Origin of the sequence: Corynebacterium halotolerans, from assembly GCF_050107895.1 — a bacterium.
GTDB lineage: Bacteria > Actinomycetota > Actinomycetes > Mycobacteriales > Mycobacteriaceae > Corynebacterium > Corynebacterium halotolerans_B.
In genome coordinates, this window is the sequence record NZ_JBNILW010000008.1 from 90,492 (window position 1) to 104,669 (window position 14,178).

17 protein-coding genes are annotated in these 14,178 nt (G+C 66.4%); 14 read left to right on the top strand and 3 right to left on the bottom strand.

All coding sequences use genetic code 11. The features are described from left to right. Positions 1-31: 31 nt before the first annotated feature. Positions 32-1,081: a glycerophosphodiester phosphodiesterase family protein gene (locus tag ACQCVD_RS09500; protein ID WP_426823504.1), complete on the bottom strand. Its 1,050-nt coding sequence runs from the start codon at positions 1,079-1,081 to the stop codon at positions 32-34. A 270-nt stretch (positions 1,082-1,351) separates the two neighbouring features. Between ACQCVD_RS09500 and groES the strand changes: the two genes are divergently transcribed. The 12 genes from groES (at position 1,352) to ACQCVD_RS09560 (ending at position 11,618) form a co-directional block, all read left to right on the top strand. After that, positions 1,352-1,651 carry a co-chaperone GroES gene (gene groES, locus ACQCVD_RS09505; RefSeq protein WP_426823505.1) on the top strand — a complete coding sequence of 100 codons (300 nt, stop codon included), beginning with the start codon at positions 1,352-1,354 and terminating at the stop codon, positions 1,649-1,651. Between the two features lie 12 nt (positions 1,652-1,663). Further along, a complete protein-coding gene (gene groL, locus ACQCVD_RS09510; RefSeq protein WP_426823506.1) occupies positions 1,664-3,286 on the top strand; it encodes a chaperonin GroEL in 1,623 nt (540 codons plus the stop codon). A 316-nt stretch (positions 3,287-3,602) separates the two neighbouring features. Beyond that, positions 3,603-3,905: an urease subunit gamma gene (locus ACQCVD_RS09515; RefSeq protein ID WP_426823508.1), complete on the top strand. Its 303-nt coding sequence runs from the start codon at positions 3,603-3,605 to the stop codon at positions 3,903-3,905. A gap of 27 nt (positions 3,906-3,932) precedes the next feature. Further along, positions 3,933-4,388: an urease subunit beta gene (locus ACQCVD_RS09520; RefSeq protein ID WP_426823509.1), complete on the top strand. Its 456-nt coding sequence runs from the start codon at positions 3,933-3,935 to the stop codon at positions 4,386-4,388. Further along, positions 4,389-6,101: an urease subunit alpha gene (gene ureC, locus ACQCVD_RS09525; RefSeq protein ID WP_426823511.1), complete on the top strand. Its 1,713-nt coding sequence runs from the start codon at positions 4,389-4,391 to the stop codon at positions 6,099-6,101. 25 nt (positions 6,102-6,126) lie between these two features. Beyond that, positions 6,127-6,600, top strand: coding sequence for an urease accessory protein UreE (ureE, locus tag ACQCVD_RS09530; protein WP_426823512.1), 474 nt, complete (start codon positions 6,127-6,129; stop codon positions 6,598-6,600). Next, complete coding sequence (locus ACQCVD_RS09535; protein ID WP_426823514.1) at positions 6,600-7,280, top strand: urease accessory protein UreF; 681 nt, start codon at positions 6,600-6,602, stop codon at positions 7,278-7,280. The genes ureE and ACQCVD_RS09535 overlap by 1 nt, the downstream gene beginning before the upstream one ends. 33 nt (positions 7,281-7,313) lie before the next feature. After that, on the top strand, positions 7,314-7,955 hold the full coding sequence (gene ureG / locus ACQCVD_RS09540) for an urease accessory protein UreG (RefSeq protein ID WP_426823515.1): 642 nt from the start codon (positions 7,314-7,316) through the stop codon (positions 7,953-7,955). After that, the gene (locus ACQCVD_RS09545) at positions 7,952-8,827 is read left to right on the top strand and encodes an urease accessory protein UreD (RefSeq protein ID WP_426823516.1); all 876 of its coding nucleotides are present in this window, start codon (positions 7,952-7,954) and stop codon (positions 8,825-8,827) included. The genes ureG and ACQCVD_RS09545 overlap by 4 nt, the downstream gene beginning before the upstream one ends. Positions 8,828-8,860: 33 nt before the next feature. Beyond that, positions 8,861-9,823 carry an ABC transporter substrate-binding protein gene (locus tag ACQCVD_RS09550; RefSeq protein ID WP_426823517.1) on the top strand — a complete coding sequence of 321 codons (963 nt, stop codon included), beginning with the start codon at positions 8,861-8,863 and terminating at the stop codon, positions 9,821-9,823. Further along, the gene (locus ACQCVD_RS09555; RefSeq protein ID WP_426823518.1) at positions 9,820-10,818 is read left to right on the top strand and encodes a FecCD family ABC transporter permease; all 999 of its coding nucleotides are present in this window, start codon (positions 9,820-9,822) and stop codon (positions 10,816-10,818) included. Before ACQCVD_RS09550 ends, ACQCVD_RS09555 begins: the two co-directional genes overlap by 4 nt. Next, positions 10,818-11,618 carry an ABC transporter ATP-binding protein gene (locus tag ACQCVD_RS09560; RefSeq protein ID WP_426823519.1) on the top strand — a complete coding sequence of 267 codons (801 nt, stop codon included), beginning with the start codon at positions 10,818-10,820 and terminating at the stop codon, positions 11,616-11,618. Before ACQCVD_RS09555 ends, ACQCVD_RS09560 begins: the two co-directional genes overlap by 1 nt. A 26-nt stretch (positions 11,619-11,644) precedes the next feature. On the opposite strand, the gene ACQCVD_RS09565 is transcribed toward ACQCVD_RS09560, so the two are convergent. Next, a complete protein-coding gene (locus ACQCVD_RS09565) occupies positions 11,645-11,950 on the bottom strand; it encodes a WhiB family transcriptional regulator (RefSeq protein WP_426823521.1) in 306 nt (101 codons plus the stop codon). A gap of 300 nt (positions 11,951-12,250) precedes the next feature. Between ACQCVD_RS09565 and ACQCVD_RS09570 the strand changes: the two genes are divergently transcribed. Both ACQCVD_RS09570 and ACQCVD_RS09575 read left to right on the top strand, forming a co-directional pair. Then, positions 12,251-12,820 carry a sigma-70 family RNA polymerase sigma factor gene (locus ACQCVD_RS09570; RefSeq protein WP_426823522.1) on the top strand — a complete coding sequence of 190 codons (570 nt, stop codon included), beginning with the start codon at positions 12,251-12,253 and terminating at the stop codon, positions 12,818-12,820. Then, positions 12,817-13,632 (top strand): hypothetical protein, encoded by an 816-nt coding sequence (locus ACQCVD_RS09575; protein ID WP_426823523.1) that lies wholly within the window; start codon positions 12,817-12,819, stop codon positions 13,630-13,632. The genes ACQCVD_RS09570 and ACQCVD_RS09575 overlap by 4 nt, the downstream gene beginning before the upstream one ends. Positions 13,633-13,716: 84 nt before the next feature. Here ACQCVD_RS09575 and ACQCVD_RS09580 read toward each other — a convergent pair whose 3' ends face one another. Then, a complete protein-coding gene (locus ACQCVD_RS09580) occupies positions 13,717-14,088 on the bottom strand; it encodes a DUF5319 domain-containing protein (protein WP_426823524.1) in 372 nt (123 codons plus the stop codon). Positions 14,089-14,178: the final 90 nt, after the last annotated feature.

A 14,178-nucleotide genomic window follows, 5' to 3' on the forward strand; every position in this document is an offset into this window, starting at 1 on the left:
CCGGGGCGCCAGGGGCGGCCGCAAATAGCAGCTACGGCAGCGGGAGTCCGTTATCAGCCATGACGTCCCGCAGGGTGGTGGGGTAGTCGGTGATGATGCCGTCCACGCCGGCGTCGATCAGCGTCTGCATCCGCTCGGCGTCATTGACGGTCCACGGCACCACGCGCAGGCCGGCGTCGTGGGCGCGCTCGAGGAACGCGGCGTCGGTGGTCTCCGGCAGGGCGTGCGCGGGGGAGAGGACCTCTACTCCCAGCTGTTCGGCGGCGGCGATCGGGTCCCCGTCCACTTCCTCGTAACTGACGTCACCGGACCAGACGGTGCCGGGCGCCCAGGTGCCGGCGGACCAGAGTGCCACCAGTGGAATGCGCGGGTCGCGCTCACGGACCAGCGGGAGGGTGCGCCAGTCGAAGGACTGGATCATGGTGCGCTCGTTGACTCCGGCGGCGTCCACCTCGTCCAGGATGGTGTCCACGAACTCCTCCGGCGACGCGGAGTCCGCCGGGTTCTCGGCCTCGATCTTGGTCTCGATGTTGAAGTGCACGTCCGGGTGGTCGGCGGCGATCTCGAAGACCTCGGAGAGCTGCAGCAGCTTGTTGCCGTCGGCGACCTCGGCATCGGGGTAGGCGGGCAGCAGCTTGCCGCAGTCCAGCGTCTGCAATTGCTCCCAGTTCAGGTCGTGGACCAGCTTGCCCACGTACGGATACTCGGGATCGTCCGCGGTGACGGGAGCGGTGTCGTCGCACTTGTCGGCCTGGATGGTCGGATCGTGCCAGACCAGCGGCACGCCGTCCTCGGTGATGACCACGTCCAGCTCCAGGGTGGTCACCCAGAGCTCCAGGGAGTTCTCGAAGGCCAGGCGGGACTGTTCGGTCCACTCACCGCGGCCGCCGCGGTGGGACTGCAGGTCAAAACCTTCCGGCAGGTTGTCGGCGGCGTTCACGGGCGGCTCCTCAATGTCCGGGAGGTTCGAGGATAGTTGGGAGGACAGGCTGCTGCCGGACGTGGCGTGGGCGGTGCCGGGCAGCAGGAGCGGAATGGTCAGGGCGGCAGCGAGTACGGTGCGGGGAATGGAACGAGGCATGCGGAAGTCCTTTTCAGGGTAAGAATGGGAGGCACGGAAGACGCCCGTCCGGGCGGGGATCCGGCGGTTGGGATATTAGGCCGGATCCGGCTCACCCGCAGCGCAGAGCGCACCCTATTGGCACCCATTCGTGTTGAGTGCTGGCACTCGGAGGGGTAGAGTGCCAAATAGGTTGTCTGACACACAGTTGTTCACCCGCGACGACGACTGTGCTGGAACTAGCAACCGGCACAATCACAATTCTTTTCACTTATCTCACGGAGGAATATCGTGGCGAACGTCAACATCAAGCCGCTCGAGGACCGTGTCCTGGTCCAGATCAACGAGGCCGAGACCACCACCGCATCCGGCCTGGTCATCCCGGACTCCGCCAAGGAGAAGCCGCAGGAGGGCACCGTCGTGGCCGCCGGCCCGGGCCGCTTCGGCGATGACAACGAGCGCGTCCCGATGGACGTCAAGGAGGGCGACACCGTCGTCTTCTCCAAGTACGGCGGCACCGAGCTGAAGTACGACGGCGTCGAGTACCTGCTGCTCAATGCCCGTGACATCCTCGCGATCGTCCAGAAGTAGGCGGTTCCTTTAATGGCAAAGCTCATTGCATTCGACCAGGAGGCCCGCGAAGGCATCCTCCGGGGCGTCGACACGCTTGCCGACGCCGTGAAGGTCACCCTCGGCCCCCGCGGCCGCAACGTCGTGCTCGACAAGGCCTTCGGTGGCCCGACCGTCACCAATGACGGCGTCACCATCGCCCGCGACATCGACGTCGAGGACCCCTTCGAGAACCTCGGCGCCCAGCTGGTGAAGTCGGTGGCCATCAAGACCAACGACAACGCCGGTGACGGCACCACCACCGCGACCCTGCTCGCCCAGGCACTCATCGCCGAGGGCCTGCGCAACGTGGCCGCCGGTGCCAACCCCGTCGAGCTCAACCGCGGCATCTCCGCCGCCGCCGAGAAGGTGGTGGAGGAACTCAAGGCACGCGCCACCGACGTCTCCTCCAACTCCGAGATCGCCAATGTCGCCACCGTCTCCTCGCGGGACGAGGTCGTCGGCGAGATGGTCGCCGGTGCGATGGAGAAGGTAGGCAAGGACGGTGTGCTCACCGTCGAGGAATCCCAGACCATCGAGTCCACGCTCGACGTGACCGAGGGCGTGTCCTTCGACAAGGGCTTCCTCTCGCCGTACTTCATCACCGACACTGACATCCAGCAGGCGATCCTCGAGGATCCGCAGATCCTGCTGGTCCGCAACAAGATCTCCTCGCTGCCGGACTTCCTGCCGGTGCTGGAGAAGGTCGTCGAGTCCGGCAAGCCGCTGCTGATCATCGCCGAGGACGTCGAGGGCGAGCCGCTGCAGACCATCGTGGTCAACTCCATCCGCAAGACCCTCAAGGTCGTCGCCGTGAAGTCCCCGTACTTCGGCGACCGCCGCAAGGCCTTCATGGATGACCTCGCCGTGGTCACCGGCGCCACCGTCATCGACCCGGAGATCGGGATCAGCCTCACCGAGGCCGGACCGGAGCACTTCGGTTCCGCCCGCCGCGTGACCGTCACCAAGGACGACACCGTGATCGTCGACGGTGCCGGCACCGCCGAGGCCGTCGAGTCCCGCCGCGAGCAGATCCGCCGCGAGATCGAGAACACCGACTCCACCTGGGACAAGGAAAAGGCCGAGGAGCGTCTGGCCAAGCTGTCCGGCGGAGTCGCCGTGATCAAGGTCGGCGCCGCCACCGAGACCGAGGTCAGCGAGCGTAAGCTGCGCGTCGAGGACGCCATCAACGCCGCCCGTGCCGCTGTCCAGGAAGGCATCATCGCCGGCGGTGGCTCCGCGCTCGTCCAGATCGCCGAGGAACTCAAGTCCTACGCCGAGCAGTTCGAGAACGAGGCCAGGACGGGGGTGCTGGCCCTGGCCCGCGCCCTGGTCAAGCCGACCTACTGGATCGCCGAGAACGCCGGTCTGGACGGTTCCGTCGTCGTCGCCCGCACCGCCGCACTGCCGAACGGGGAGGGCCTGAACGCCGCGTCCCTGGAGTACGGCAACCTGGTGGAGCAGGGCATCATCGATCCGGTCAAGGTCACCCTGTCCGCCGTGGTCAACGCGACCTCGGTGGCCCGCATGGTGCTGACCACCGAGGCCTCCGTCGTGGAGAAGCCCGCTGATCCCGCCGAGCAGGCCCAGGGTGTCCACGGGCATCATCACCACTAGCAGCCGCGGGGGCCTGCGCTCCCCAGGCAACCGAAGGTGAACACCACTGATCCGGTGGCGGAACTGTTCCGCCACCGGATCAGTGTTTTCCGGGCGCCCGCCTGGACGACAGCCCCGGACGGCGAAGTCATCCTGCCGCCACTCTGAAAGTCGCCGTGGGCTGGCCTTTTCCCGGAGATTTGACAGACTTCCGGAAAAGCAGGGCCGCCACTTTTTTCTCGGGGTAAAACTCTATATAGTCGGATTTAACAGCTCGTCTCGGTTTCCGCCGGGCCGGGCTTCAGCAGTTTCTGCGACCACTCTGGAAGGGGAAAAATTGCATATCACTCCACGGGAACATGAAAAATTGATGATCGTGGTCGCCGCCGACCTGGCGCGGCGGCGCAAGGAACGGGGGCTGAAACTCAATCACCCTGAATCCGTCGCCCTCATCACCTATGAACTGATCGAGGGGGCCCGGGACGGCCGCACCGTCGCTGACCTCATGAACTGGGGCAGCACCATCCTCACCCGGGAGGACGTGATGGAGGGCGTGCCGGAAATGGTCCCGGACATCCAGGTCGAGGCCACCTTCGACGACGGCACCAAACTGGTCACCGTCCACAACCCCATCCGCTGAAACTGCGGCAGTACAAGGAGCACTCCTATGATTCCAGGCGAATATGTCCTGACCAGTGACGACCTCATCGGCAACGTGGGGCGTGACACCAAAACCATCGAGATCATCAACACCGGGGACCGCCCGGTGCAGATCGGCTCGCACTTCCACTTCGCGGAGGTGAACCCGAGCATCAGCTTCGACCGCAGTGAAGGTTACGGCTTCCGGCTGGACATTCCGGCGGGCACCGCCGTCCGGCTCGAGCCCGGCGACGCCCGCACCGTCAACCTCGTCGCCATCGGCGGCGACCGGGTGGTATCCGGCTTCCGAGACCTGGTCGACGGCCCGCTGGAGGCACGCAAGGAAGACGTGTGGGAAGGCCGGGAGGACAGCTGGCGGCGCTCCTCCGCCGCGGGCGACGCCCCGCAGGAACTGCCGCAGATGGACGCCGCGAAGCGCGGCCGCGAACTCGATGAGGGCACCCCAGAGGAAGGCGAAAACTAAATGAGCTTCACCATATCCCGCAAGCAGTACACGGACCTCTACGGTCCGACCACCGGCGACTCCGTCCGGCTGGGTGACACCGACCTCTTCCTCCGCGTCGAGCACGATCACAACGGCATCGGTGATGAAGTCACCTTCGGCGGCGGCAAGGTCATCCGGGACGGCATGGGACAGAACGGCACCCTGGTCCGGGACGTCGATATCCCGGACACCGTCATCACGAACGTGATCATCCTCGATTACACGGGCGTCTACAAGGCCGACGTCGCCCTCCGGGACGGCAAGATCTTCCGCATCGGCAAGGCCGGCAACCCGAACATCATGGAAAACATCGACATCGTGATCGGTGTGGCCACCGACGTCATCGCAGGGGAGGGCAAGATCCTCACCGCGGGGGCGATCGACACCCACGTGCACTTCCTGGGCACCGATCAGGTCAACACCGCCCTGGCCTCCGGTACGACCACCATGATCGGCGGCGGCACCGGCCCGAGCCAGGCCTCGATGGCCACCACCGTGACACCGGGCAAGTGGCACACCTACAACATGCTCAGCGCCTTCGAGGGCATGCCGATGAACTTCGGCATCCTGGGCAAGGGACACGGCTCGTCCAAGTCACCGCTCGCCGAGCAGATCCGGGCCGGGGCCATCGGCCTGAAGATCCACGAGGACTGGGGCGCCACCCCGTCGTCCATCAACACCGCGCTCGAGGTGGCCGACCAGATGGACATCCAGGTCGCCCTGCACGCCGACACCCTCAACGAGGCCGGCTTCGTGGAGGACACGATCGAGGCGATCGCCGGCCGGGTCATCCACACCTTCCACACCGAGGGAGCCGGCGGCGGACACGCCCCGGACCTGATCCGCGTGGCAGGCCTGGCGAACGTGCTGCCGGCCTCCACCAACCCGACGCTGCCGTACACCCGTAACACCGTCGAGGAACACCTCGACATGGTGATGGTCGCCCACCACCTGAACCCGGACATCCCGGAAGACGTCGCCTTCGCGGATTCCCGCATCCGGGCGGAGACCATCGCGGCCGAGGACGTGCTGCACGATCTGGGCGTCTTCTCCATCACCTCCTCCGATTCCCAGGCCATGGGCCGGGTGGGGGAGGTGATCAGCCGGACCTGGCAGGTCGCCGACCACATGAAGCGAACCCGTGGGGCGATGGAGGGGGACTCCCTCCACGACGACAACAACCGCCTGCGCCGCTACATCGCCAAGTACACGATCAACCCGGCCATCGCCCAGGGCATCGACTACGTGGTCGGTTCGGTCGAGGAGGGCAAGTTCGCGGACCTGGTGCTGTGGGACCCCAAGTTCTTCGGAGCCAAGCCGGACCTGGTGATCAAGGGTGGTCTCATGGTCAACTCCCTGATGGGCGACTCCAACGGTTCCATCCCCACCCCGCAGCCGCGCACTCTGCGCAACACCTGGGGTGCCATGGGACAGGCCGTGGACCACAGCTCCATCACCTTCCTCTCGCAGGACGCGATCGACGCCAACGTGCCGGACCACCTGAACCTGCGCAAGGTCATCCGCGGGGTGCGCGGGATCCGGAACCTGAGCAAGAAGGACATGAAGCTCAACGCGGAACTGCCCGACATCCACGTGGATCCGGAGACCTACCAGGTCTTCGTCAACGGTGAACTCATTCAGAGCCAGGTGGCGGAGACGGTGCCGCTGGCCCGCCGCTACTTCCTGTTCTGATGCGGGACCCCAACCAAGGAGAATCATGATCATCACGACGATCGACACCAACATCACGGACACCCCTGACTTCGTGGCCGGACGGGACGTGGTCGAGGTGACCTTCGAGGACCTCGACCTGGACAAGCGCATCCAGCGTGTCACCGTGCCGGACGGCGGGGAACTGGGGCTGCGGCTCCGCCCCGGCCACCCCGTCCTGCGCGCCGGCGACGTGCTGACCGCCGACGGGGACACCGTCCGCGTCGTCCGGATCGCACCGACGGATGTGCTGGTGATCACCCCGGTCGACGCCCACCAGATGGGGTTCGTGGCGCACTCGCTGGGGAACCGCCACCTGCCTGCCCAGTTCGCCGCGCCGGGCGAACTGGCCGAGCGGGCCGCCATGATCGTGCAGTACGACCACACGGTGCAGGCCTTCCTCGACGACCACGGCATTGACTACCAGCGCACTGACCTGGTGCCGCCGGTGCCGTTCCGACACAGCGAGCACACGCACTGATGGATATCGACGCTGATTTCCTGCTGCTGCACCTGGCGGACTCAGCACTGCCCACCGGCGCCTTCGCCCACTCCTTCGGTTTCGAGACCTATCTCTCCGATGACCGGATCACCGACGCCGCGCAGTTCCGGGACTGGCTCCAGGTGCTGCTCCGGGTGCAGTTGACCAGCGCTGACGCCCTGGCCATCCGGCTGTACTACGCAGCCCCCGGCCCGCACACCGTGGCCCGGCTCGACGAACGCCTGCATGCCGGGACCCCGGCCCGTGAGGTCCGGGAGGCGAATACCCGCATGGGCACCCGCCTGGCCGAGATCGTCACCGAGACCTACGGCTTCCCGGCGGTGGAGGAGTACCTCGCGGACATCCGCGGGCGCCGCCTGTCCGGGCACCCGGCGCTCGTGCTGGCGATGGCCGCGCACGCCACCGGGATCAACGTGGAGCGCGCCGTGCTGGCGCACCTGACCGCCACGGTCAGCTCGCTGGTCCAGAACGCGGTCCGCGGCATTCCGCTCGGCCAGATGGCGGGCCAGCAGGTGCTCTACCGCATGTACCCGGACATCACCGCCGCCGTACAGCGCAGCGCCGAACTCGGCGAGCTCGACCTGTGTTCCGGCGATCCCGGCCTGGACATCTCCCAGATGATCCACGAGACCCAGCGCGCCCGGCTCTTCATGAGCTGACCGCACCACCACGACACTTCTCCAGGAGGAGACATGAACAACGACACTTCCCATTCCGCCCCGGTACGCATCGGCGTCGGCGGCCCCGTCGGCGCCGGCAAGACCCAGCTGGTGGAGCGCGTCACCCGCGCCCTGGCCGGGGAACTGAGCATGGCGGCGATCACCAATGACATCTACACCATCGAGGACGCCAAGATCCTGGCCGCCAACGGTGTGCTGCCGGAGGAGCGGATCGTCGGCATCGAGACCGGCGGCTGTCCGCACACCGCCATCCGCGAGGACACCTCGATGAACGAGGCCGCGATCAGGGACCTGCAGGAACGCTTCTCCGATCTTGACCTGATCTTCGTGGAGTCCGGCGGCGACAATCTCTCCGCCACCTTCTCGCCGGAGTTGGTGGATTTCTCGATCTACATCATCGACGTCGCCCAGGGCGAGAAGATCCCGCGCAAGGCCGGTCAGGGAATGATCAAGTCGGACCTGTTCATCATCAACAAGACGGACCTGGCGCCCCATGTGGGTGCGGACCTCGACGTCATGGTCGAGGACGCCAAGACCTTCCGCAAGGCCAAGCCCTTCTGCCTGACCAACCTGCGCACCGACGAGGGCCTCGACCAGGTGCTGGAGTGGATCCGACGGGATGTGCTGATGCTGGACCTGCAGGAATCGAAGTGAACAATCCGCTGCCCACGCTGGTGGACTCCGCGACGCCCGTCGGCACGCTGTGGTTGACCATCGACGACGGCGGCCCGGACGGGCGCAGCCGTGCCGTCGAGCAGTACCACGAGGGGGCGCTGCGCATCATCCGGCCGCACTACCTGGATGACTCCGGCCAGGTGAGCTTCACCATCGTGGCGGTCGGCGGCGGCTACCTCGGCGGCGACGTCTACGATCAGCGCTTCCGGGTGCGGGATAACGCCCAGGCGCTGATCACCACCCAGTCCGCCACGAAGATCTACCGCACCCCGCAGGGGCCGGTCCGGCAGTTCACCGAGATAGAGGTGGGCGAACACGCGGTGCTGGAATACCTGGCGGATCAGACGATCGCCTACCGGGAGGCCACCTACCACCAGTTCACGAAGGTGAAACTGCATCCCAGCTCCACCTTCGTGCTCAGTGAGGAGATCACCCCGGGCTGGCATCCGGCGGGCATGCACTTCGCCTATGACGAGCTGCGCCTGCACACGGAGATCGAGGACTCTAGCACCGGCCGGCTCTTTCTGCTCGATAATCTGTTGCTGAACCCGGCCCAACGGCAGGGCAGCTTCGGGTGGACCGAGGATTACACCCACTCCGGGCAGTTCATCGTCGTCGCCCCACGCGTCGATCAGGAACTGGTCGACGAACTGAACCAGTTGCTGGGGCAATGGCCCCGGGTCCATGGGGCGGCCAGCCTGCTCGGTGCACCCGGCACGGAGCTGAAGGGCCTGCTGTTGCGTACCCTGAGCAACCGCACGGAGGAACTGATCCTGCTGCATGAACAGATCACCTCCCTGCTGCGCCAGCGCTGGCGCAATCAACCCCCGGTGAATCTCCGGAAATACTGACCCACCCAGCTACCTTTTTCAGGAGGACGATAAGTGAATAACCGCGTCATGACGGCCACGGTGCTGGCCGCGACCCTGCTGCTCGGTGCCTGCACCAGCCAGGCGCAGCCGGCCGCGTCCGGAGAGAGCATCGACAACTGCGGCATGCCGCTGGACATGAGCACGCCGGTGCACCGCGCCGTCACCACCGAGCAGGGCGCCACGGACACCCTGCTCGCCCTGGGACAGGCCGGGAACATGGCCGGAACCTCGCACCTCAAGGATGCCGTGCTGCCGGAGCATCAGGACGAGTTCGACTCCATTCCGGTGCTCTCCGATTCCATCGCCACCGCCGAGCAGATCCGCAATGCGGACGCCGACCTGATCTACGCCCCCTTCATCTCGGTGTTCACCGCGGACCAGTCGGGTACCCGGGAAGAGTGGCAGGATCTGGGGGTGCGGACCTTCGTCACGAACACCCAGTGCCCGGATCACGGGGAGAACGCCGGGCAGGGGTATTTCGACCTGCTGGAGAAGGACTTCCGGGAGCTGGGGGAGCTGTTCGACGCCCCGGAACGCGCCGAAGAGCTGATCGAGCGCCAGCGCGCGGCCGTCACGGCCGCCGGGGAGGTGGACACCGGGGAATCGGTCGTCTTCCTCTATTCCGTGTACGAGGGCGCGCCCTATATCGCCGGGGGCAGCGGAATCGCCCAGGAGATGTCCGACCTGCTCGGACTGCGCAACGTCTTCGCGGACGTCTCCGAGGAATGGCCGGAGATCTCCTGGGAGGCCATCGCTGACGCCGACCCCGACCACATCATCCTGGCTGACCTGCCCGGCCGTGGCGCCCCCGGGGACCCGTGGCAGGACAAGGTCGAGATGATGGAACAGAATCCGGCGATGGCGCACACCCGGGCGGTGATGGAGGGAAACTACATCGTGGTCCCCGGCGTCGGCCTCGCCCCGAGTGCCAGGTCCCATGAGCCGTTGGAGATCCTCACCGAGGAGCTGCAGTGACCCGTGCCCTGACCCTGGGGAGCGTGATTCTGCTGGTGGCCTGTCTGCTCAGTCTCTTCCTGGGCAGTGCCTCGCTGAGTCCCGCCGAGGCCTGGGCGGCCCTGCTCCACCGCTTCGGGGTCAGCGACACCGACGCGCCGTCGATGTTGCGGCAGTCCATCCTCTTTGATCTCCGGCTGCCCCGGGTGCTGATGGCCGCGGTCGTCGGAGCGTCGCTGGCGGTGGCCGGGGTGGTCATGCAGGCGGTCACCCGCAATGATCTGGCTGAACCCTATCTGCTGGGGGTGAGCTCCGGGGCCTCGGCGGGAGCGGTTGCGGTGCTCACCCTGCTGAGCGCCGCGGCGCCCGTCGGGTTGACCCTGGGGGCCGCGATGGGGGCCCTGGTCTCCTTCGGCGTGCTGATGCTGCTGTTGTTCGGCGCTACATTATCGGCCACCCGGGTCGTGCTCACCGGGGTGCTGGTCGGGCAGTTGTTCTCCGCATTGACCTCGCTGCTTCTCCTCGCCAAGGGCGATGCCGACGCCACCCGGGGCGTGTTGTTCTGGTTGCTCGGCGCTCTCGGGGCCGCCCGCTGGGACACTCTGGTGATCGTCACGGTGGTCGCCGCGGTCGCGCTGCCATCCCTCTGGATCCTGTCGCGCTACCTGGACACGATGGGGTTCGGGGACGGGACCGCCACCACCATGGGGGTACCCGCCACCTGGCTCAGGGTGGCGGTGCTGGTGATCGTCGCGCTGTTGACCGCCGCCACGGTCTCCGTGGTCGGGGCGATCGGTTTCATCGGACTAATCGTGCCGCATGCCGTGCGGATGCTCATCGGCCCCGGCCACTCCCGGCTGATCCCCCTCAGCGCGGTGGTGGGCGCCATTCTGCTGGTTCTCTCCGATGCGTTGGCACGCACCCTGTTTGCGCCCCAGGAGATCCCGGTCGGCGTGGTCACCGCACTGATCGGTGTGCCGAGCTTCTTTCTGATCCTGCGGAGGAGGCAACGTTGATGAGTGGGGAAGGACTGCAGTTGACGGATGTGCAGGTCGTGAAGGCCGGCACCACCGTGCTCTCCGGGGTCACCACGGCGGCCCTGTCGGGCCAGGTGACGGCGGTGGTCGGGCCGAACGGCTCCGGAAAGTCGACGCTCCTGCAGGCGATGGCCGGGCTCCAGGAATTCACCGGGAGTGTGACTTTCGACGGCTCGGGGCTGCGGGAGTATCCCCGGCGGACGCGGGTCCGGAAACTCGCGTACGTCGAGCAGTCCGGGCCCCATGCCACGGATGCCCGGGTGCGGGAGATCGTGGAACTCGGGCGCCTGGCCGGGCGCGGGCTGTTTGTCCATCCGGATGACCGGGACCAGCAGGTGATCACCCGCGCCCTCACCGATGCGGACGTGGTGGGCATTGCGGAACGTAGCTTTTCCACGCTCTCCGGCGGGGAACAACAGCGCACCCACGTGGCCCGGGCACTGGCCCAGGACGCCGGCTTCATCGTCCTGGACGAACCGACCAATCATCTGGATCTGCCGCACCAGCACCGTCTGCTACGGCTGTTGCGGCACTTCGCCCATGAGGAGCATCACGGTGCCGGGGTGCTGCTGGCTCTGCACGATCTGGAGCTGGCGGCACGTTATTGTGACCGTGTCCTCGTTCTGGATCACGGCAGGCTGGTGGCCGCCGGCACGCCGTCAGAGGTACTGCAGCCCCGGCTGCTGGCGGAGGTGTTCCGGATCGACGCCGAGCTCGTGACCTCTCCTCGTGGGGCAGTCCTGCTGGAATGCCTGGGGGAGATCGACGGGGGAGAATGACGGCTCACCACCGTACAGTGGTGTCCTCAGGCGTTGACCTTCTGCGGCTGCTGGCGCTTCTTGTTGCGCAGCACCATCTGGCGCTCGGATTCACTGAGGCCGCCCCAGATGCCGTAGGGTTCGGCGACCTTGAGTGCGTGCTCCCGGCAGGAGGCGAGTACCGGGCAGGAGTGGCAGATCGCCTTGGCGCGGTTCTCCCGCTGCGCGCGGGCCCGGCCGCGTTCCCCGTCGGGGTGGTAGAACACGTCAGAGTCTTCTCCGCGGCAGGAGCCGTGGAGCTGCCAATCCCAGAAATCTGCGTTCGGGCCGGGCAGCAGGTGGGGCTGTGACATGCGTAGTATCTCCTTCATGGGACTTTGATCAACTGCTGGTGATCAACTTCTCGCACCATTGGTTCGATGCATGGGGCAGTCTGGTCTGCCTCGGTGAACTATTGGTTGCCAAATTGTTGCCCATAAGTGGAGCATTGGGAATATCATTGGGAAAAGTGCCTTCTGCCTGCGTGGATCGTGAAGGTTAAAGCTGAATGAACTTTCTCGGCATGGAGAAACCGGGGTCACCGGGTAGGGTTGACACCCGGCTTTGTTTGATTTAGTTAGCAGTGTCCCGGGTTCTGATGGAGGGCGTGGTCCGTGAGCGATACCGAAGGTGAGTTGACCGAGCTGGTTCCGGCAGCGGTCGCCGGTGACCGGCGGTCACTGCAGCGGATCATCGAGATCGTTCACCCCCAGGTGCTGCGCTACGCCCGCGCCCGGATCAGCGGGGGCCGGACCCCCACCGCCGAGGACATCGCCCAGGAGATCTGTCTTGCCGTGGCCACCTCCATTTCCCGGTATCAGGATCAGGGCCGGCCATTCATGGCCTTCGTCTACGGCATCGCCTTCAACAAGGTCGCGGATGCCCATCGGAGCATGGCACGGGACAAGCTCAATCCCACCGAGGACGTGCCGGAATCGGTCAATGACACCGACACACCCGAGGAATACGCGCTGACTTCCGACGGAAGTAACAGAGTGCGTGCTCTGCTCGATTCATTAAGTGACAAGGCCCGCGAAATCGTGATCTTAAGGGTGTTCGTCGGGTTATCCGCCGATGAGACGGCCAAAGTCGTGGGGAGTACCCCTGGCGCGGTGCGCGTGGCACAGCATCGCGCACTGGCGAGCCTGCGGAAGGCACTGGAGAAAGAGGAGAGCAATAGATGAGTGGTCGCGGTAGGGAGGAAGATTTCACCGATCTGATTCCGTCGGTGATGGCGACCGACGCCTACCTCACCGACCTCTCCCGGGGAAAGCGACCCGGGGACGGTGAGGACGACGGCTTGGCCGACCTGTTCCTGGGGCTTCGTGACGAGGTTGAGGGACAGATGCCGGCATCTCCGACCCTGGCGGAGCTCGGCCTACCCGAGTCGGGTGGAGATGAAGAGGGCGGTAATGTCGTGCCGCTGCGTCGCCGCAGCGGTTGGGCCCGCACCCTCGTCGGTGGCCTGGTCGGCGCGGCCGCGGCCACCCTCGTGGTCGCCGGCGGTGGCGCGGCGGTCTACAACGCGCAGCCCGGCTCTCCGCTGTGGGGAATGTCCAAGCAGATGTTCGGTGAGCGGGCGGCGGTCGTCGAACTGGCCGGGACCCTGGACGAGATGGACGGCTTCGCGCAGAACGGCGATGTGGAGGGGCTGCGCACCCTGCTCAACGACGCCCGCGCCCGGCTGGGGGCGGAGCGGGCGGAACCCGCGACGACGCAGGGCACCCTGACCACCACCGCCACCGTCGAGCTGGAACCGCGCGCCACCGAGCCGGAGTCCGCTCCGGAGCCCCCGGCCGTGGAGCGGGAGACGCTGGTGGAGACCGAGGTGGTCACCGAGCAGGAGACCGTCACGGAGACAGCCGTGCGCACGGAGACCCAGACCGTCACGGTCGTGCCGCAGGTGCCGATCGAACCGGCGCCCACCGGCACCCCGTCGCCGTCCGCGACGGCCACGGCGGAACCGAGCAGTGAACCCACCACCGCGGTGGAATAGGTCACGCGGCAGAAAAAGCGGCAGGCCCCCGGCGAAACAGTCGGGGGCCTGCCGTCATCATGCGGCGGGTGAGCGCGGTGGTGCTCAGCGCTGGTCCATCCCGTCGAGGTATCCCAGGCAGTAGTCCCAGGGGACATAGGCGTTGACCTCGGGCTGGGCGCCCGGCTCGTGGACGGGGCTGAGCTCATCAGCGAGGGTGGCGCGCATGTTGGCCGCGAGGATGTCCCAGTCATAGTAATGGTTGACGTCGCAGTCCTCGCACAGGAAGAAGATGCCGCGGATCCCCTTGGGGCCGAGCACCTCCTTGAAGCGCGTCACCAGGGAGAGGTCCTGGATGATTCCTTCGCGCTCCTCCTGGGTCAGCGGCGGCATCGGATCTTCGGCGTCGAGGAATGACGCGGGATCATTCGGGTCGTCGGCGAAGGGGTCGCGGGGCATCTGAGGATCGAAGTTCACACTGGTAACCATATTGGTCGGGCACGGCAACTGGCAACAACCTGAGGTTTTCCGGTGCCGGTGCGCCCCCTGGTGGCCCGGGGAAACCGG

Bases quoted from the DNA above. Each gene is read 5' to 3' on its own strand.
- ACQCVD_RS09500 (WP_426823504.1), bottom strand. From the start codon at position 1,081: ATGCCTCGTTCCATTCCCCGCACCGTACTCGCTGCCGCCCTGACCATT.
- groL (WP_426823506.1), top strand. From the start codon at position 1,664: ATGGCAAAGCTCATTGCATTCGACCAGGAGGCCCGCGAAGGCATCCTC.
- ACQCVD_RS09520 (WP_426823509.1), top strand. From the start codon at position 3,933: ATGATTCCAGGCGAATATGTCCTGACCAGTGACGACCTCATCGGCAAC.
- ureC (WP_426823511.1), top strand. From the start codon at position 4,389: ATGAGCTTCACCATATCCCGCAAGCAGTACACGGACCTCTACGGTCCG.
- ureE (WP_426823512.1), top strand. From the start codon at position 6,127: ATGATCATCACGACGATCGACACCAACATCACGGACACCCCTGACTTC.
- ACQCVD_RS09535 (WP_426823514.1), top strand. From the start codon at position 6,600: ATGGATATCGACGCTGATTTCCTGCTGCTGCACCTGGCGGACTCAGCA.
- ureG (WP_426823515.1), top strand. From the start codon at position 7,314: ATGAACAACGACACTTCCCATTCCGCCCCGGTACGCATCGGCGTCGGC.
- ACQCVD_RS09560 (WP_426823519.1), top strand. From the start codon at position 10,818: ATGAGTGGGGAAGGACTGCAGTTGACGGATGTGCAGGTCGTGAAGGCC.
- ACQCVD_RS09565 (WP_426823521.1), bottom strand. From the start codon at position 11,950: ATGTCACAGCCCCACCTGCTGCCCGGCCCGAACGCAGATTTCTGGGAT.
- ACQCVD_RS09575 (WP_426823523.1), top strand. From the start codon at position 12,817: ATGAGTGGTCGCGGTAGGGAGGAAGATTTCACCGATCTGATTCCGTCG.